Source organism: Paraburkholderia phosphatilytica (genome assembly GCF_003443895.1).
GTDB classification, from domain to species: domain Bacteria; phylum Pseudomonadota; class Gammaproteobacteria; order Burkholderiales; family Burkholderiaceae; genus Paraburkholderia; species Paraburkholderia phosphatilytica.
Genome location: NZ_QQOA01000079.1, coordinates 1 through 13,952, shown reverse-complemented (window position 1 = coordinate 13,952; position 13,952 = coordinate 1). Strand labels below are relative to the sequence as shown.

Genomic DNA, 13,952 nt, shown 5'->3' with positions numbered 1-13,952 from the left:
ACCAAGTTGCGTCATCGAAGAACCCCTTAAACTTTCCTATCTCCCAGGATAGTCCACCCGTACGTCGACGCCAGGACTTTTGCAGACATTCCCTAGGCCTCTTGCTGGCGCGCGCAAGCTCAGCATCGCTGACGCACGTAGCAGGGCGGCCGGAATGCCGCCCGGACCTGAACGCGACACGCTTCAGGGCGTCGCTGACCGGTTCGGGCAGAGCGACACCGCAGTCGAGATGGGACGTCTTGCCGGGCACGTGTACAACCCGGATGAAGGCGTACCTGAAGGTTGGAGCAACGTCAGTAGAAATCCACAGCAGCGCTAACAGTTTGGCCTGCGGCGCAACGATTCAAGTATCCCTGGCACGAGCTTTAGCACACGGATGCGTGAACCCGATTTGGAAGTTTTCCGCAACGATATGAAGACTCTACACCCGCTACCGACTACGCTCTCGACAAACATGGATAACCGGTCGCAAGGAAGCAGACTGCACCGGTTGCGGGGGCGACGCCTGACGGCCACGAGATGCTGCGGAAGTTCGAGGCACTCCGGGAACGGATGGCGAAAAAATGACGCCCGAGGAATCCAGTGAGTGACCAGGGAAACACGATAGGCCGGTTATACGGCCAGGTCGACATGTCCAGCGTTCCGGCGGAGGCCGCCAATCCTACGGTCGTGGCGGAGACTGCCGCTGAAACAGGCTGGTGGTCCGCTGCGAGCGGCTGGATTCATGGCGGCCTCGATGCGTTGGGTGCGATCCCCGAGGTCGGCGCCGTTTTCGACGGCGCAAACGCACTCGTTTACACCGCGGAAGGGAACATGGTGCAGGCGGGCATATCGGGGGGAGCCGCTGTACTTGACCTCGTGCCGGTCGCAGGCACAGCCGGAAAGGTCGCGGAATTCGGGATCAAAGGCGCGGCGAAGCTCGCTGCAAAAGAAACGGCTGAAGACGCAGCGAAACTCGAAGCCAAGCAGCTTGCCGAACAGGAAGCAAAGAAGCTGGCGGAGCAGGAAGCCAAAAAGCAGGCAGAAAAGGATGCCGAGAAAGCGGCCGAAGAAGATGCATCGAAACCACCTACGGACAAGGACGGCGGCAAGGTCAAAGGTGGTCCCTGCGACCATCTGAAACAGGGCTCAGGGAAAGGTCCATACCGCGGTGGCGCGCACAGCAAAACGAGCAAGCCTGCAAACGACGGGAAGGACTCCCACCATATGCCGGCGGATGATGCAAGCCCGCTGCCCAAAAAAGACGGACCTGCTATCCAGATGGACCCAGCCGATCATCATCAGACATCCAGCAACGGTCGGAATGGTACTGAAGGTGCGGAGTACCGCGAAATGATCGCGAATCTGTTGAAGGATGGAAAATGGCGAGAAGCGATGTCCATAGAAATTCAGGACGTGCGGGAGATCGCGAAAGCTATCGGCGACCCGCGGAAGTACAATGAAGCGATGCTCGAGATGCTTGAATATTTCAAATGCCTCGAGAAGAATAATCTACTACCGATGGGTTAGATATGATTACACCGTTTGTCATTGTCCCTTACGTCAGCGCCGGCCCCATAAGACTGGGTATGGATCGCTCACAGTTGCATGCACTCCTTGGCCCGCCGGACCATTCGAAGAAAAGCCGCTTCGGCGCCCGAATCATCGATAGATGGAATACCGAGGACCTCACGGTAATTTCCTCTGATGCTGCCGGCTCGGTACAGGAGGTTGGCTTCGGCGCAAAACAGTCAGAGGCGCAAGTAGCCGGTTTCAAGCTATTTGATCGGGACGGTCCAACCGCTTACCGTGACCTTTGCCTGGCGGACGGGACACCAAAAGAGCACGTAGGGTTCACGATCTTATTCAAGTTCGGCGTCACGCTTGACGGCTTTCATGTGACGGAGCAGGACGATCGCGCGGTAACAGTGTTCGCCAAGGGTGTGCGTGACGAGAATGATTCGCGGCTAACAGCCGTGAAGATATGAACTGATGGACCGCGAAAAGGCTTACGAAGTCATACCCCATCATGGTGTTGCAGAGATACGGTTCGGCATGTCGTCTGGTGAAGTTGAAAGTCGCTGGGGTGCATCTACGCGCAAGTTTAATAATTTCCTTGGCGATAGGACAGAGGTTCGCGATGCCATAATTGTGGCGTGTGCGGAGAATGGGACCGTAGCAGAGATTGGTTTTCCTTCTTCCTATGCAAACGTCATGATGCGAGGCGTACGGATTTTTCAACACGACTACAATCGAACGATTGTGGAATTGCGTGCATTCGACCATGACGCATACGAAGGCGACGGATTCATAGTCTTCAAGACGCTGGGCGTGAGTCTCTCCGGGTTTCGCGGCGATGATTTCAAGGCGCTAACAGTGACCGCATTCGAGAGTGGATGGTGGGACAAGTCGTTGGAAGACATGGGTCCGCTGTCGTAAGTCGTAATGCCGGCGCTCGACGAAGTTCGCTTGCTTGATGTGTTCGTAGAGTCGATGAGATGCCACGACACTCGAGGCTTTCGTTCCATGCCGGCTGTGCCATCAACCGCGACATGTTTTATCTGTCCAGTACTCTGGATGAGATTGAGAAGGAAGAAGACTGTTCAATATCGCGACTGGTGTTCTACCAGCACCAGACGGCAGACAGATGGTTCTTCCACGACCTGTCCGGATGGCGTGTCGTGTCGACCTGTTTCCCCACGCCTGCTCCAAACAGTGTGCGCAAAATCTACGCGCTGAGCGAACAGGGCGACGTCGAGTGCTACAGCCGCGAGGGGTCCGTCATCGAACGCATCCCCGATGCAGGCCTCGGAACAGGCTCACCGAACTACGGTTACGTCACGCGAATTTGCGAAATCGGCGTACACCTGTACGTCTGTGGATACGGCGGTCAGGTTTGCCGTCGCGAGGCTTCAGGTTGGATCCACATGGACAACCAGCTTTTGCAGAAGCCGGTGGACATCGGTTCGATCGAGGACCCTAACGAGCTGCTCGCTGCGCTTAGCCAGTCGGCGAATGGAACCATTGGGCTCACGGATATCAACGGCCTGCACGAACAGGCCATTTACGCAGTCGGAAACGACGGTTACGTCGCCTTCTTCGACGGCACAACCTGGGCCGGCGTGCCGAAACCGACGGCTGCACACCTCAACTGTATCCTCCCGGTCGACGACGGGACCGTCTGGATTGCGGGAGGTAAAGGTACGTTGCTCAAGGGCAACGCGCAGACAGGCTTCACCGCTGTCGCTCGCAAAAGTCTCAGTACGGACTTCTATTCGCTCGCGATCCTCAACGGGCGTCTTTATGCCGGTGCAGGAGATGGCCTTTATGAGCTCGGTGAAAACGGTCCACAACGGTTCTTTGAGAGCGACAGGTTCGGCCTTGACGGAGTGGCGACTGTGGAAGCGAAGGACGGTGTCTTGTGGGTAATGGCTTCGCGCAGGCTGGTTCGGTTCGACGGTTCGACGTGGGAAGTTTTCGAGAATCCCCACAACGTTCCGTGATAACGCTCTCGGGCAATAGCTTCAGCGACTGCCCATTCGCTGCGAGCAGTTGAGGAAGTCCGAGGTGCGGCCGCCACCACGAAAGCAGAGCGATCTGCGATACAGCGAGCTATCAATTCGGACATTCGACATGTCCGGCCGAAACGTCGACAATGTACGGCAGAGTTTAATCGTAACGGCGATGCCGCTGTGGTTTGCGGAGCAACGATAGACGATGAGAAAAACGATCTGGCGGAACAGCACGGGTCTTCGCGCTCTCGTTCTGCAACGCCTGCCATCAGGCGGAGAGCGAGATGCGGTAGGCGTCCCACGGGCACCTGCATAGCACGATGCCAGGATTCGCCCATGGACGTTCCAACTGTTGATAGTCATTTGCAAACTAGCCAGTTGACCACACGCCTCGCAACCATCGCGCGCGAATCAACCTGGTTCTGGCCTGCACTCGTCGCAGCTCGTACCTTGAACCTGCCTTCCTGGTGCATCGGCGCGGGCGCGGTGCGCAATCTCGTGTGGGACTCGTTGCACGGGTATCAAACGCCATCGCTCCTGCCCGACATCGACGTCGCCCACTTCAACGCCACCGATCTTTCGACGGAGCGCGACGCGGAGATCCAATGCCGTTTGAACGATCTTGATCCGTTCGTGCCGTGGGAGGTTACGAATCAGGCAGCGGTACATGTGTGGTTCGAGTCAACGTTCGGTCATCCTGTCGCACCGCTCGAGTCGCTACAGGACGCGGTTGCGTCGTGGCCGGAATTTGCCACATCGGTAGGCGTGTCATTGCGGGACGACGACTCGATCGACGTTATCGCACCCTATGGGCTCGACGATCTTTTCGCCATGATCGTCCGGCGAAATCCCGCGCGCGTCAGCATCGACACGTATCGAAAGCGAGTCGCGCAGAAGCAGTATCAAAAGCGCTGGCCGCATGTATGCGTGGTACCGTGTTGAAAGGTTGGAGTGGAGACCAACCGCATGGAAGTACCGCCAAAGTCATGGAGGCGAAATGAAGCACGCAGGTTCTGACGCGCTCGATCGGCTCGACAATGTTTTGCATCGATTGCGGGAGATACCGGGGCTGACGGAAAGATCGCGAGGGGTGTTTTATCGCGGGGGTAAAGCGTTTCTTCACTTTCACGAAGATCCGACCGGGCTCTACGCCGATTTGCGTCGCGCAGAAACCTTCGAACGGTTCTGCGTGAATTCGATGGACGAGAGGAGTGAATTCCTGCGTTTGGTATGTCTGGCAAATGAGCACCATTGAACTGCTAAAGCCTGCAACCTCATTGCTGGCGAGCTACGTATCCGCCCTTGAGTCGGGGTGGTCTCCTGACAACGTTCGCAAAGAGGCCGCGACTCGCGAACAGCTGCAGGCTATCGAAGCGAATGCGAAAGCATTTGTCGATGGTCTCGATGATCCGTCCGCGTCGGGCGGCCCGATTTTTCTGCCCGATGGCTCAACCGTCGCACGTCTGCCAGGCATCGTGCGATGGATCTGGGACAGCGAGTTTAGCGGTGTGATTGGACTTCGCTGGCAGCATGGGACTGCCGGGTTGCCGCCGTATGTGCCCGGACACATCGGCTTTTCGGCCGTACCGTGGAAGAGAGGCAACGGTTACGCCGCACAGGCGTTGCGTTTAATGCTGAACGAAGCCAGGAAAATCGGGTTGCCCTATGTCGAACTGACAACCGATCCGGACAACGTCGGGTCGCAACGCGTGATTGCCTCGTGCAATGGCGTCTTGATCGGGCGGTTCAGAAAGACGGCGGCTTTTGGATGTGCGGAGAGTTTCCGCTACCGTATTGGTCTGGACGACTCGGCCGGCCCTTGACTATTCCCGTCTGAACAGAATCGCATGAGATATCGGAAAGGCGATAAATGCAAAGAGAGTCGATGGCAGGGCAGCGCTTCCTGGTTTTCCCCGTCGTTGTCATGGCGATACTGGTTGCGAGCTTGCTTGGGGTGAGCGCGTATCAGGAAAACCATCTCGTCACGGATAAACGCGCCATGTTGGCAAAGTCGGAGCACGGCGTCAGCGTGATCGGGCATGAGATTGGCGCGACGTTCGACATTCCCGAGTGCCAAACGGAAGGTGCGACGGCTTCTGCGAGACACTATGCCTACATCGTTTCAGGGACATGCTTCAAACATCTGGACGGTCGTGATGCCGGGAAGCCGTTGTCTGAAGCTCAGTTGGTCTGGCTCGAGCAACTTGATCTGCCCAAACACTACCCAGCCGTCGGTCTATCTGACTCGGTTTGCGCCGGTGTTGTCGACGGGAAGCTCGAAGCGATCGTTCTGCGACTTCGCAGCAGCGATGGGCTCGAAGCGAACGCTCGCAGTGTTTTCGGCAGCCCTGAGTCGGAGGTAACAATTCAACCCCGGATCGGGACGCTCGGATACTTCTTTTCCAGGTATGAGTGGCGTGCAGACAATGTCACTACCCAGATCGTTACGAGTTTCGTGAACCCTGGACAAGGCGGGCATGGGTCGCCCATCCACTATGCGGTCATCGCCTATGCGCCTGATGGGAAAGGACTGGTCGGCGAAGAGTGGCAGGCGCCGCAGTCGCGCTGCGCGTTGCGGTAGGTTCTGAGGTCGGCCAATTCCAGGCGTTGGACAGGTGCAAGTCGTCAACAAGCACTGCGGCGAGGTTTCTGAAGATGAATTTGAGCTATCTGTCACATCGAACGCAAAGTGTGGAGAGTAACGATGTCAGAAAGAGCCGTGGTCTGGGAGCCGGTGGCAGACATAGATTTCCCGTGTCCTTGTCTGCATTTCACGTTTGAAGACGAACGTCTTTGTGTTGTGATGCACTTTTCGAAGCTCAATACGGATGGTGAACCACGAAAGCGAGATCTGGAAATTCGCTTTTCAGGCGTCATCGGGTTACGGTGGACGCCAGAGTTTCACGGATCAATTGTTCAACGTCGAGTGCCGTCGCGGCCAAAATGCGGAGATCCCTTGTGGAGTAGCTGGGTGCGTCCGATTGTGATTGTCGAGGGATCAGAGTGGCTTTCTCAATATATGGATCTCCCCGGAACGGAAAATCGACGACATTTCTCGCTCGTCTGTATGGATGATCTGTTAGATGTCGTTGCGCTCGACCCTGTCCAGGTCCGATGGCTCGTGAGGGAATGAAGCGAGTGCGGCTATTGATCCTGCCACGGCAATGTCGAGCATGTGACGGTGGAGTGTCCGTCCTCAACGTGACGGACCGCTGCGGGTTGCTGGTGGCCACCGGCCAGATATGGTCGGTCGACACATGCGCCAGGTTCGTTGACCATCTACTATGTTGCTTTGCGAACGACAGAAAATCCAGAAGGCATTATGAACGATCAATGGGACCGTGTGCGCGCGAATGGCATGATCGGTAAGACAGCACTCGTCGGGATCTCGTATTGGAGCGCCGATCACACGTTGCTTCGGACAGAGCAGTTCCAGGGAGAGGTCATTCAAGTGAGCCCGGACGGCGGAATTGTCCTGCGCTTGAGGAGCGGTGCTGGCGAATTCACACTACCTCCCGATTTGTCGAGTGTTGAGACTGCTCGACCAGGCGAATATCACTTGAAGTCATCTGGAGAGGTTGTCAGCAATCCAGATTTTTTGTGCACATACGATGTGTATGCAGATGAGGCCTAGCGTCAGATCCTGCTATCAGTTCTAACATCCTCCGTGCGCGCAACTATTGAGCTTCCCTCGGTTTTTCGCCTTCCAGAGGCACTGGGTTATGCAGCCGTATCCTTTGTCCGTTGAGCCGCAAGCCAGTCTTGCATGAACTGAGTTGGCGACATGAAGCGAAGCGATGAATGACGACGACTGCGGTTATAAAACACTTCTATGTATTCGAACAAGTCCGCCACGGCTTCGCGATGCGTGCGATATCTCGTGCCGTGTACCCGCTCGTTCTTCAGGCTGTTGAAGAAGCTTTCCGTCGGTGCGTTGACGCTCCTATGTCAAGCAACATGCGCCGAATCGGCCAGATCGGCGAGGATGAGCGGGTACAACTCCCGTACGATATAGCGTTTCAGGCAGCGGTGGATTTCCTTGTTCGACATGCCTTCCTTCGTCCGACGGTCGACATACGCCCGGGTACGCGGGTCGCTGCGCATCCGCACCATCGCAATGGTCCATAGAGCGTTATTTGCAGACCGGTCACCACCTCTGTTCAATCGATGCCGGACCGTCTTGCCGGAAGATGCCTGTAATGGGCTCGTCCCACAAAGGGCCGCCAGCGCGGCCTCACTCTTCAGGCGTTCGGGATTGTCACCCGCCACAGCAACCAATACTGCAGCGGTTTGCGGGCCAACGCCGAACCGATCGCGAAGTCGCCTGGCATGCTGGCTGGTCAGGCTGTCCAGCATGGTGTCGAGCGCTTTGAGCTCCTCTGCGAGCGTCAACCAGCGCTTGGCCAGCAGACGCAGTGTGGTCGTGAGCGTTTGCAACATTGGCGTTTTGCCCAACGAGCGAAGACGGGCGCAACTGTCAACACATTCTGCGGCCTTCGTTTTCAGAAGGCGCTCGCGGATCTCCTGGGGAGCGTTCACGAGCAAGGCCCGTAACTGATTGATAGCCTGCGTCTTGGCCTTGACGGCACTGCGCCTGGCGACGGAGACGGAGACGGCGCGCATTGCCTCGGCGGCACCAGACTGTTCCTTTGGAATAGCCGTAGCCTTACCGGCGAGGACCGCACGTGCGGCGTTTTCGGCATCTGTTGGATCTGATTTTCCTTTGGACCGGCGCATCGCCCGATCGGGCCGATTGACTTCAAGCACCTCGATCTCATGATCGCGTAGCACGCGTGCCAATCCTGCTCCGTAGGTGCCGGTTCCTTCAACGCCGGCACGGCGTAGCTGTCCGAGCGAGTTCGCCCATGTCAGCAGGGCGAGATATCCTGCCGTGTCGGTCGTTACCGATAGCGTACCGAGAAGTCTGCCCGTGTCGCTGATTACAGCCCCGACATGCGTATCCAGATGCGTGTCGACACCCAGAATCACTTCGTTTTGTTCCATGCGTGTGTCCGTTGTGGTGGGCGCATCACCAACCCCAATCGCAGGACAGGACACTCACGGTGCAGAACAAAGCTCCTATCAGGTCACAGACGCTGGGCCCGGCAACGCTCGGGGAACGCCGGAACCCGATCGACAGGTCAATGCCAAGGCAGCTCGGCCAATCCCAGCACGGGTCAGATCGGGCCGACGTTCGAGGCGTATTTTGGACTGAGTGTCCCAGCAATTTCCTTTGCGGCTCATTGAGCATCGCATGCCGTAGGAGGCCAGCTTGCGCTGGAATTCGTGGCTCGCGTATTGACTGCCTCTGTCCGAGTGATGCAGCACGCCGGGCGCGGGCCTGCGGCGGAACCATGCCATCGTCAGCGCGGCGGTCACGAGGTCCGCCGTCATGCGCGGCTTGACGGACCAGCCCACGCCCTCCCGATTGAACAGGTCCAGCGTGACCGCCAGATACAGCCAGCCTTCGTCGGTCCAGATGTACGTGATGTCCGAGGTGAACACCTGATTGGGCTCGGCCGGCGTGAAGTTGCGGTTCAACACGTTCTGCGCGACCGGCAGCTTGTGCCGGGAATCGGTTGTCACCCGATAACGGCGCTTGTGGCGGGCTCGGATACCGTTGGCGCTCATCAGCCGTTCCACACGTGCTTTGCTGGCCGGAAAGCCGCGGGAGCGCACCTCGTCGGTCATGCGCGGCGAACCGTAAGCGCCTTTGACCTTGGCATGAATCGTTCGAATCAACGTGAGCAACTGGGCATCAGTCAGCCGCTGTCGCTCAGGCGTACCGCCGCGCTTCCAGGCGCGATAGCCGTTGATGCTTACAGCAAGGACCTCGCACAGCACCGACAGGGGATACTGCCGGCACTGCGTGTCAATCCAGGCGTACTTCACAGGAGGTCCTTCGCGAAGAACGCCGCCGCTTTTTTTGCGATTTCCAGCTCCATCTGCAAGCGCTTGTTCTCCGCTCGCAGACGCGAGAGCTCCATCTGTTCCGCCGTGACGACCTTTGCCCCGGGGCCATTGAGCTTGCCTGCTTCCGACGCTTTGAGCCAGTTGCGCAGCGTCTGCATCGACATGCCCAGTTCGCGGGCCACAGCGCTCACGCTTTGCCCGTCCTTGACTCGTTGCACGGCCGCTTCCTTGAACTCTGCCGTGTACACCTGATGCGGTACCTTGAACATCTCTTCTTTCCTTCCGTTGGGTCGAGTTTATACGCGACCTGCTGGAAGGCGAAATTTCAGGGGAAGCTCATATCGAGACTCCGCGTGCCGCGCGGCGTCGTGTGCTCCTGTTGATACAGCAGCGGTGATCCTTCAGGAGCGGGGGCTGCGTTCCGCATGAACAAACGATCCACCGAACCACGCAGCGGCCGACGGCACGAACAGCAGTGTCGTTGCTGCCGCGTTGCTGAAATAGAGCAGACCGGGATCGAAACGCTGTTTCAGCAGCAGCATCGTCAGGAGCAGCAGCATGCCTGACACTGTGATGATCAACTCAATCACCCTCGCCCAGTTGCACCGATATGCGATGCCCGTCAGTAGCACGACGTTGAGCAACTGCCACCCGCCCCAGATGACGAGCATGAGCACCAGGCCGACGTGTTGTTTCGGGGTTGGGTGAAAATGCTTCATCAGCGAAAGCATGTCGAGCGAACGGTTGAGTTCCCAGAACCAGACGAACACGAGAAGCACAAATGATCCGCGCACGGACCACGGTGCGTTCACGCCGAAAAGTGGAACTCTTTCAGTAAGACGTTGGTACATCGATGCCACCCGATGAGCATATGCCGGTTCAGATTTCGTTCGCGAGCGTGCGTGACGATCGAAACTTCACTCATCGGATAACGGCGCAGGTTGTCGGAACTTGAGGAGTATTGGCAATATCTGGAAGTCCACGTTCGCTGGGCTAACGCGAACCCCATTTGCCTGCATGACAGGCTCGATGATTGGCGCAAGTAATGCGTGTTAGGAGTATGGTGCTCAAGCGACTTGCATCATCCAGAGAAGGATCGAAGCTGTTGTCCGGACCGATCGACGTCAGCGCCGCGACGATATCGCCGCGAACATCGAAAGCAGGCGCCACCATCGCATCGATACCCGGCACCATCAAACCCCGCACGACAGACAACCCACTTTGCCGTATCGCTTCAAGATGCGCGCACAACGCCGACTGCGGATCCTGCAACTGCGCGTAAAGCTCAGCAGGTTCGCGTTTCGCGATCGCCTTGCGCTCCGAACCGCTGTCTGCATCGCTGGCTCACTTCGCGTAAATGATTTCCCAATGCGTAATTCCGCGACGTGATGCGTCGCAATGCTCCAAAACCCTGGGGGTGGAAGTGGGCGTTTTAGCGATTTCTTTACGCGCGGCGTCCGGGCTTTTGCGACATGTTTGCGATCGGCCTGCTGCAATGGAGCATGAACACAACTCCAATCTGCCGAGGCTGACCGTGCTGAAACTGCTGATACCGATCGTGAGCCGCAAGGGTGCGCTCGAGGCCGCGCGCCATGGCGCGTTCCTGTTTGCGGAGCACTGCGTGTCCGCGGTCGAGATCGTCGAGGTGCTTGAAGAAGTGGGGCATAGCCGGACGAGCGCGTTCCGCTCGCTTGGCGAACTGCGCCGGCAGGAAAAAGACGAGATGCGTGATGCGCTGCTGCGGACCTGCGCGATTCTCGACGACGCGGGCGTCCCTTACACGTGGAAGCGCGTGTTCGGTCCCGCCGACCGCCAGATCGCGACCTGTGCACGCCGCGGCAATGCCGACCTGGTGCTGCTCGACGCGACCGGGCTCGGCTTCTTTTCTCGCTGGGGGATGTTTGCGAAACTGTGGCGCCTGTCGTCGACGCCGGTGACGCTGCTGCATTGAGCGTCGCGGTCGCGACGCTGGAGGGCTTCTATCGGTATCCGCCGCGCACGGCTGCCGCGCCACGGGCGGAGGGCGCGTAGCGGGTGATTACTTCCTGCGCCGTTGACTCATCAGCTTGACGATATCGGGCGTCGGCGCGCTGGTAATCAGGCGAGAGATGTCGTCGAGGTGAACCCAGCGACATTTGGCGATTTCGTTGTTCGGGCGCGCTTTGGCGCGATCGGGAATTTCGCAGGCGAACACGTGATGATGTTTCTGCTTGCCGCGAAAGTCGAACAGATATTTGGCCGATTTCCCCGACAGCCGTGTTTCTTCTTTGAGTTCCCGAAGCGCCGCGTCCAGGCGGTGTTCTCCGCGCTTCAGAATTCCGCCAGGCAAAGCCCACTTCGACTGACTACGTGCGACCAGGAGGATTCGCTTGCCTCTGCGACAGATCACGGTGGCGCGTTTCTTCAAACCGAACTCCCACTCTTCCAGGTGTTTCCGAGGCGCTCGAGCGCGCTTGAATGTATCGGGGCAGTGCTTGACGTCGTTAGCATCGTAATACAGAACGGCACGCCGCCGGGCAGCAAGGGCGCATACGCGCCACATTTTATAGAGGCTTCATCAAAGCGTCACAAAAATCATGGCGCTGTCTGGAATTGACTGTGCTAATGTCTTGACCAAACTTTTTGGTTCGAATTGAGACTGCAATGGATATGGATGGTGAGTGGCGCTTGCCGCGGCCGAACACGCTCTTCAAAGCCGACCGGCAGCGGTCCGCTTCCGCGATCTCCAAACGAAGCTCCATCGCCAGTACGTTCTCTTCGCTCGCGAAGCCGGTGGTCGCGGAGGCCGTGCAACGGGCAAGAGAACTCTCCACGAAGAGCGACGCCGAGGGTTTTCATCAGCTTCGCGTCGCTTTCAGAAAGCTTAGGGCGCTGTACTGGGCGTACTCACCGTATCTCGGCGAGGAAGCCACTGCGCAGGCCACCGAAGAATTCAAGCGGCTTGCCGCGGTGGCGGGCGGCACGCGTGACTGGGACATAGCGGGCGATCTGCTGAAGGCCGCGCAGGAGTCGGGCGCGTCGATCGAGATGCTGGTGGCCGCGGCGCGCGAGAAGCGAGAACAGGCGGTCGCGCATAGCCAGACGATGATCCAGTGCGACGTTGTCGAGGCGTTCCTGAACGATGTGCTGCTGCGCGCGCAGACCACGCTCGAATCGCGTTGCAACGATCTGCCCATCCGGGCGTTTGCCGAGGAGCGCGTCCGTCTCGCGCAACTGACGCTGCAAAAGCGAAGCAGGCGGGCGGCACGTAACGAGACCGCTCACGAAGAAGAACTGCATGACGTTCGCAAGGCGGGCAAGAAGCTCAGGTACCTGCTCGAATTTTTCCAGCCCGTCATCAAGGGCGGTCATGGCCGCACCATCAAGGACCTGACGTCGGTACAGAACAAGCTCGGACTGTTCAACGACATCGCCGCGAGCGAGGTGCTGATTCGCAGCGCGTCGTTCAACGAGGTTCCGGCGGAGGTGCTGCAGGCGTCGCTGCAATGGCTCGAAGAGCAGAAGGGCCGGCGCATGCGCGCGGCTTCGCGGCGGGTGAGGGCGATTGCGGGGTGAAACACCCCTTACAGCGCGGCCGCGTAAAAGTGGAACTCGCCTTTGGCCGCGGAGTTGTCGATTGCGTTGACGATCCACAGGTCGATAGCCGAATCGTTCGAATCGAGCAGGCCGCAAGCTGAAAGCGCCTTGTGCAGATCGACCCGATGACCGAGCCACTCGAACAACGCGCGCGTGCATGCAATGCGGCGCTGATTGCTCGACGAAACGCCCAGCATGAGTCCCGTCAACCTCCCGACCCGGTTCTTGTACGTCGGAAACAGGATCGTCTGCGCGATCTCGTTGCCCGTCAACGACTCGTAGTCGACCAGAAAAATTCGATCATTCAACTGAAAGACGGCGCCCATGTAATGGCATTTATAGGCGTCGCTCAGGCTTTCCCATTTGCGGAAGTGTTCGATCCGTTCGTGATACACCGCGCCGTCGCGCGAGAAGATGTAGACGAGGCCGCGCAATATCTTGCCCGGCGCGCTCATCGAGTAGTAATACTCGAAGTAATAGCCCAGATACTTGTCGAGCCCGCCTGACGAACGCGCCTGAAGTCCGCTCACGTGTTCCTGGTAGACCGCCGCAGGTGGCCGTTGCCTCGGCCTGACCTGAACCATCTGGCGAAAATGGTCATGCGGCAGGAAGATCTCCGACGACTCCACCCCAAAAGAAGTCGCATAGATAGACGCTCCAGCATGTGATTCGACGGATGCGTCGTGCCGTTCAGATAGCGGTTGAACTGCGCCTGATTGACCCGGAGCGCGGCAAGCGCCGTCCTTCAGGGCGGGAAAGGATAGTGCGGACGCCGTAGGCGTCCTTGCTGTTGGGTTTTCAGTGTGGCGTCTGCTGCTGCTGCTCGATGTACTGGCGCACGATAGATATCGGGGCACCGCCGCAGGATGAAGCAAAGTAGGACGGCGACCAGAGCACGCCCTTCCAGTAACGTTTCTGGATGTCCGGGCGCTCTTTGCGCAGCAGACGGCTCGATACGCCCTTGAGGCTGTT

Annotated in this window: 15 protein-coding genes and 3 pseudogenes; 11 read left to right on the top strand and 7 right to left on the bottom strand. The window is 58.3% G+C overall.

Annotated features, from left to right (window positions below; all coding sequences use genetic code 11):
* The first annotated feature begins 630 nt into the window (after positions 1–630).
* The 9 genes from DVS29_RS36270 to DVS29_RS37135 all read left to right on the top strand — a co-directional run bounded on the left by DVS29_RS36270 (position 631) and on the right by DVS29_RS37135 (position 7,125).
* A complete protein-coding gene (locus DVS29_RS36270; RefSeq protein ID WP_124800779.1) occupies positions 631–1,509 on the top strand; it encodes a cell envelope integrity protein TolA in 879 nt (292 codons plus the stop codon).
* A gap of 2 nt (positions 1,510–1,511) precedes the next feature.
* Positions 1,512–1,967: a hypothetical protein gene (locus DVS29_RS36265; RefSeq protein ID WP_118186100.1), complete on the top strand. Its 456-nt coding sequence runs from the start codon at positions 1,512–1,514 to the stop codon at positions 1,965–1,967.
* Between the two features lie 4 nt (positions 1,968–1,971).
* Complete coding sequence (locus DVS29_RS37145) at positions 1,972–2,418, top strand: hypothetical protein (RefSeq protein ID WP_124800778.1); 447 nt, start codon at positions 1,972–1,974, stop codon at positions 2,416–2,418.
* 113 nt (positions 2,419–2,531) lie between these two features.
* A complete protein-coding gene (locus tag DVS29_RS36260; protein ID WP_124800777.1) occupies positions 2,532–3,482 on the top strand; it encodes a beta propeller repeat protein in 951 nt (316 codons plus the stop codon).
* 345 nt (positions 3,483–3,827) lie between these two features.
* Positions 3,828–4,433, top strand: coding sequence for a nucleotidyltransferase family protein (locus DVS29_RS36255; protein ID WP_118186096.1), 606 nt, complete (start codon positions 3,828–3,830; stop codon positions 4,431–4,433).
* Between the two features lie 55 nt (positions 4,434–4,488).
* Complete coding sequence (locus DVS29_RS37140) at positions 4,489–4,746, top strand: hypothetical protein (RefSeq protein ID WP_124800776.1); 258 nt, start codon at positions 4,489–4,491, stop codon at positions 4,744–4,746.
* Entirely contained in the window at positions 4,733–5,314 is a 582-nt protein-coding gene (locus tag DVS29_RS36250) for a GNAT family N-acetyltransferase (protein ID WP_118186094.1), read from the top strand. Before DVS29_RS37140 ends, DVS29_RS36250 begins: the two co-directional genes overlap by 14 nt.
* 62 nt (positions 5,315–5,376) lie before the next feature.
* The gene (locus DVS29_RS36245; RefSeq protein WP_124800775.1) at positions 5,377–6,072 is read left to right on the top strand and encodes a hypothetical protein; all 696 of its coding nucleotides are present in this window, start codon (positions 5,377–5,379) and stop codon (positions 6,070–6,072) included.
* A 690-nt stretch (positions 6,073–6,762) separates the two neighbouring features.
* Positions 6,763–7,125, top strand: a complete 363-nt coding sequence (locus DVS29_RS37135; RefSeq protein ID WP_124800774.1) for a hypothetical protein — start codon at positions 6,763–6,765, stop codon at positions 7,123–7,125.
* An 86-nt stretch (positions 7,126–7,211) separates the two neighbouring features.
* Here the strand turns inward: DVS29_RS37135 and DVS29_RS36240 are convergent.
* The 4 genes and pseudogenes from DVS29_RS36240 to DVS29_RS36225 all read right to left on the bottom strand — a co-directional run.
* Positions 7,212–7,427 (bottom strand): annotated as a pseudogene (locus tag DVS29_RS36240) (IS3 family transposase); the annotation flags it as partial.
* Positions 7,428–7,439: 12 nt separating this feature from the next.
* Positions 7,440–8,495 carry an IS110 family RNA-guided transposase gene (locus DVS29_RS36235; protein ID WP_118186090.1) on the bottom strand — a complete coding sequence of 352 codons (1,056 nt, stop codon included), beginning with the start codon at positions 8,493–8,495 and terminating at the stop codon, positions 7,440–7,442.
* Positions 8,496–8,708: 213 nt separating this feature from the next.
* Positions 8,709–9,673 (bottom strand): annotated as a pseudogene (locus tag DVS29_RS36230) (IS3 family transposase); the annotation flags it as partial.
* A gap of 132 nt (positions 9,674–9,805) precedes the next feature.
* Positions 9,806–10,255 carry a hypothetical protein gene (locus DVS29_RS36225; RefSeq protein ID WP_124800773.1) on the bottom strand — a complete coding sequence of 150 codons (450 nt, stop codon included), beginning with the start codon at positions 10,253–10,255 and terminating at the stop codon, positions 9,806–9,808.
* A 644-nt stretch (positions 10,256–10,899) separates the two neighbouring features.
* On the opposite strand from DVS29_RS36225, the gene DVS29_RS36215 reads away from it, so the two are divergent.
* Positions 10,900–11,355, top strand: a complete 456-nt coding sequence (locus tag DVS29_RS36215) for a universal stress protein (protein ID WP_240655988.1) — start codon at positions 10,900–10,902, stop codon at positions 11,353–11,355.
* A gap of 87 nt (positions 11,356–11,442) precedes the next feature.
* On the opposite strand, the gene DVS29_RS36210 is transcribed toward DVS29_RS36215, so the two are convergent.
* Positions 11,443–11,811, bottom strand: coding sequence for an NUDIX hydrolase (locus DVS29_RS36210; protein ID WP_118186084.1), 369 nt, complete (start codon positions 11,809–11,811; stop codon positions 11,443–11,445).
* A 236-nt stretch (positions 11,812–12,047) separates the two neighbouring features.
* Here DVS29_RS36210 and DVS29_RS36205 point away from each other — a divergent pair, with 236 nt between their 5' ends.
* Positions 12,048–12,959, top strand: a complete 912-nt coding sequence (locus DVS29_RS36205) for a CHAD domain-containing protein (protein WP_118186082.1) — start codon at positions 12,048–12,050, stop codon at positions 12,957–12,959.
* Between the two features lie 8 nt (positions 12,960–12,967).
* On the opposite strand, the gene DVS29_RS36200 is transcribed toward DVS29_RS36205, so the two are convergent.
* Positions 12,968–13,510 carry an XRE family transcriptional regulator gene (locus DVS29_RS36200; protein ID WP_124800772.1) on the bottom strand — a complete coding sequence of 181 codons (543 nt, stop codon included), beginning with the start codon at positions 13,508–13,510 and terminating at the stop codon, positions 12,968–12,970.
* A 268-nt stretch (positions 13,511–13,778) separates the two neighbouring features.
* Positions 13,779–13,952 (bottom strand): annotated as a pseudogene (tnpA, locus tag DVS29_RS36195) (IS200/IS605-like element ISAba30 family transposase); the annotation flags it as partial.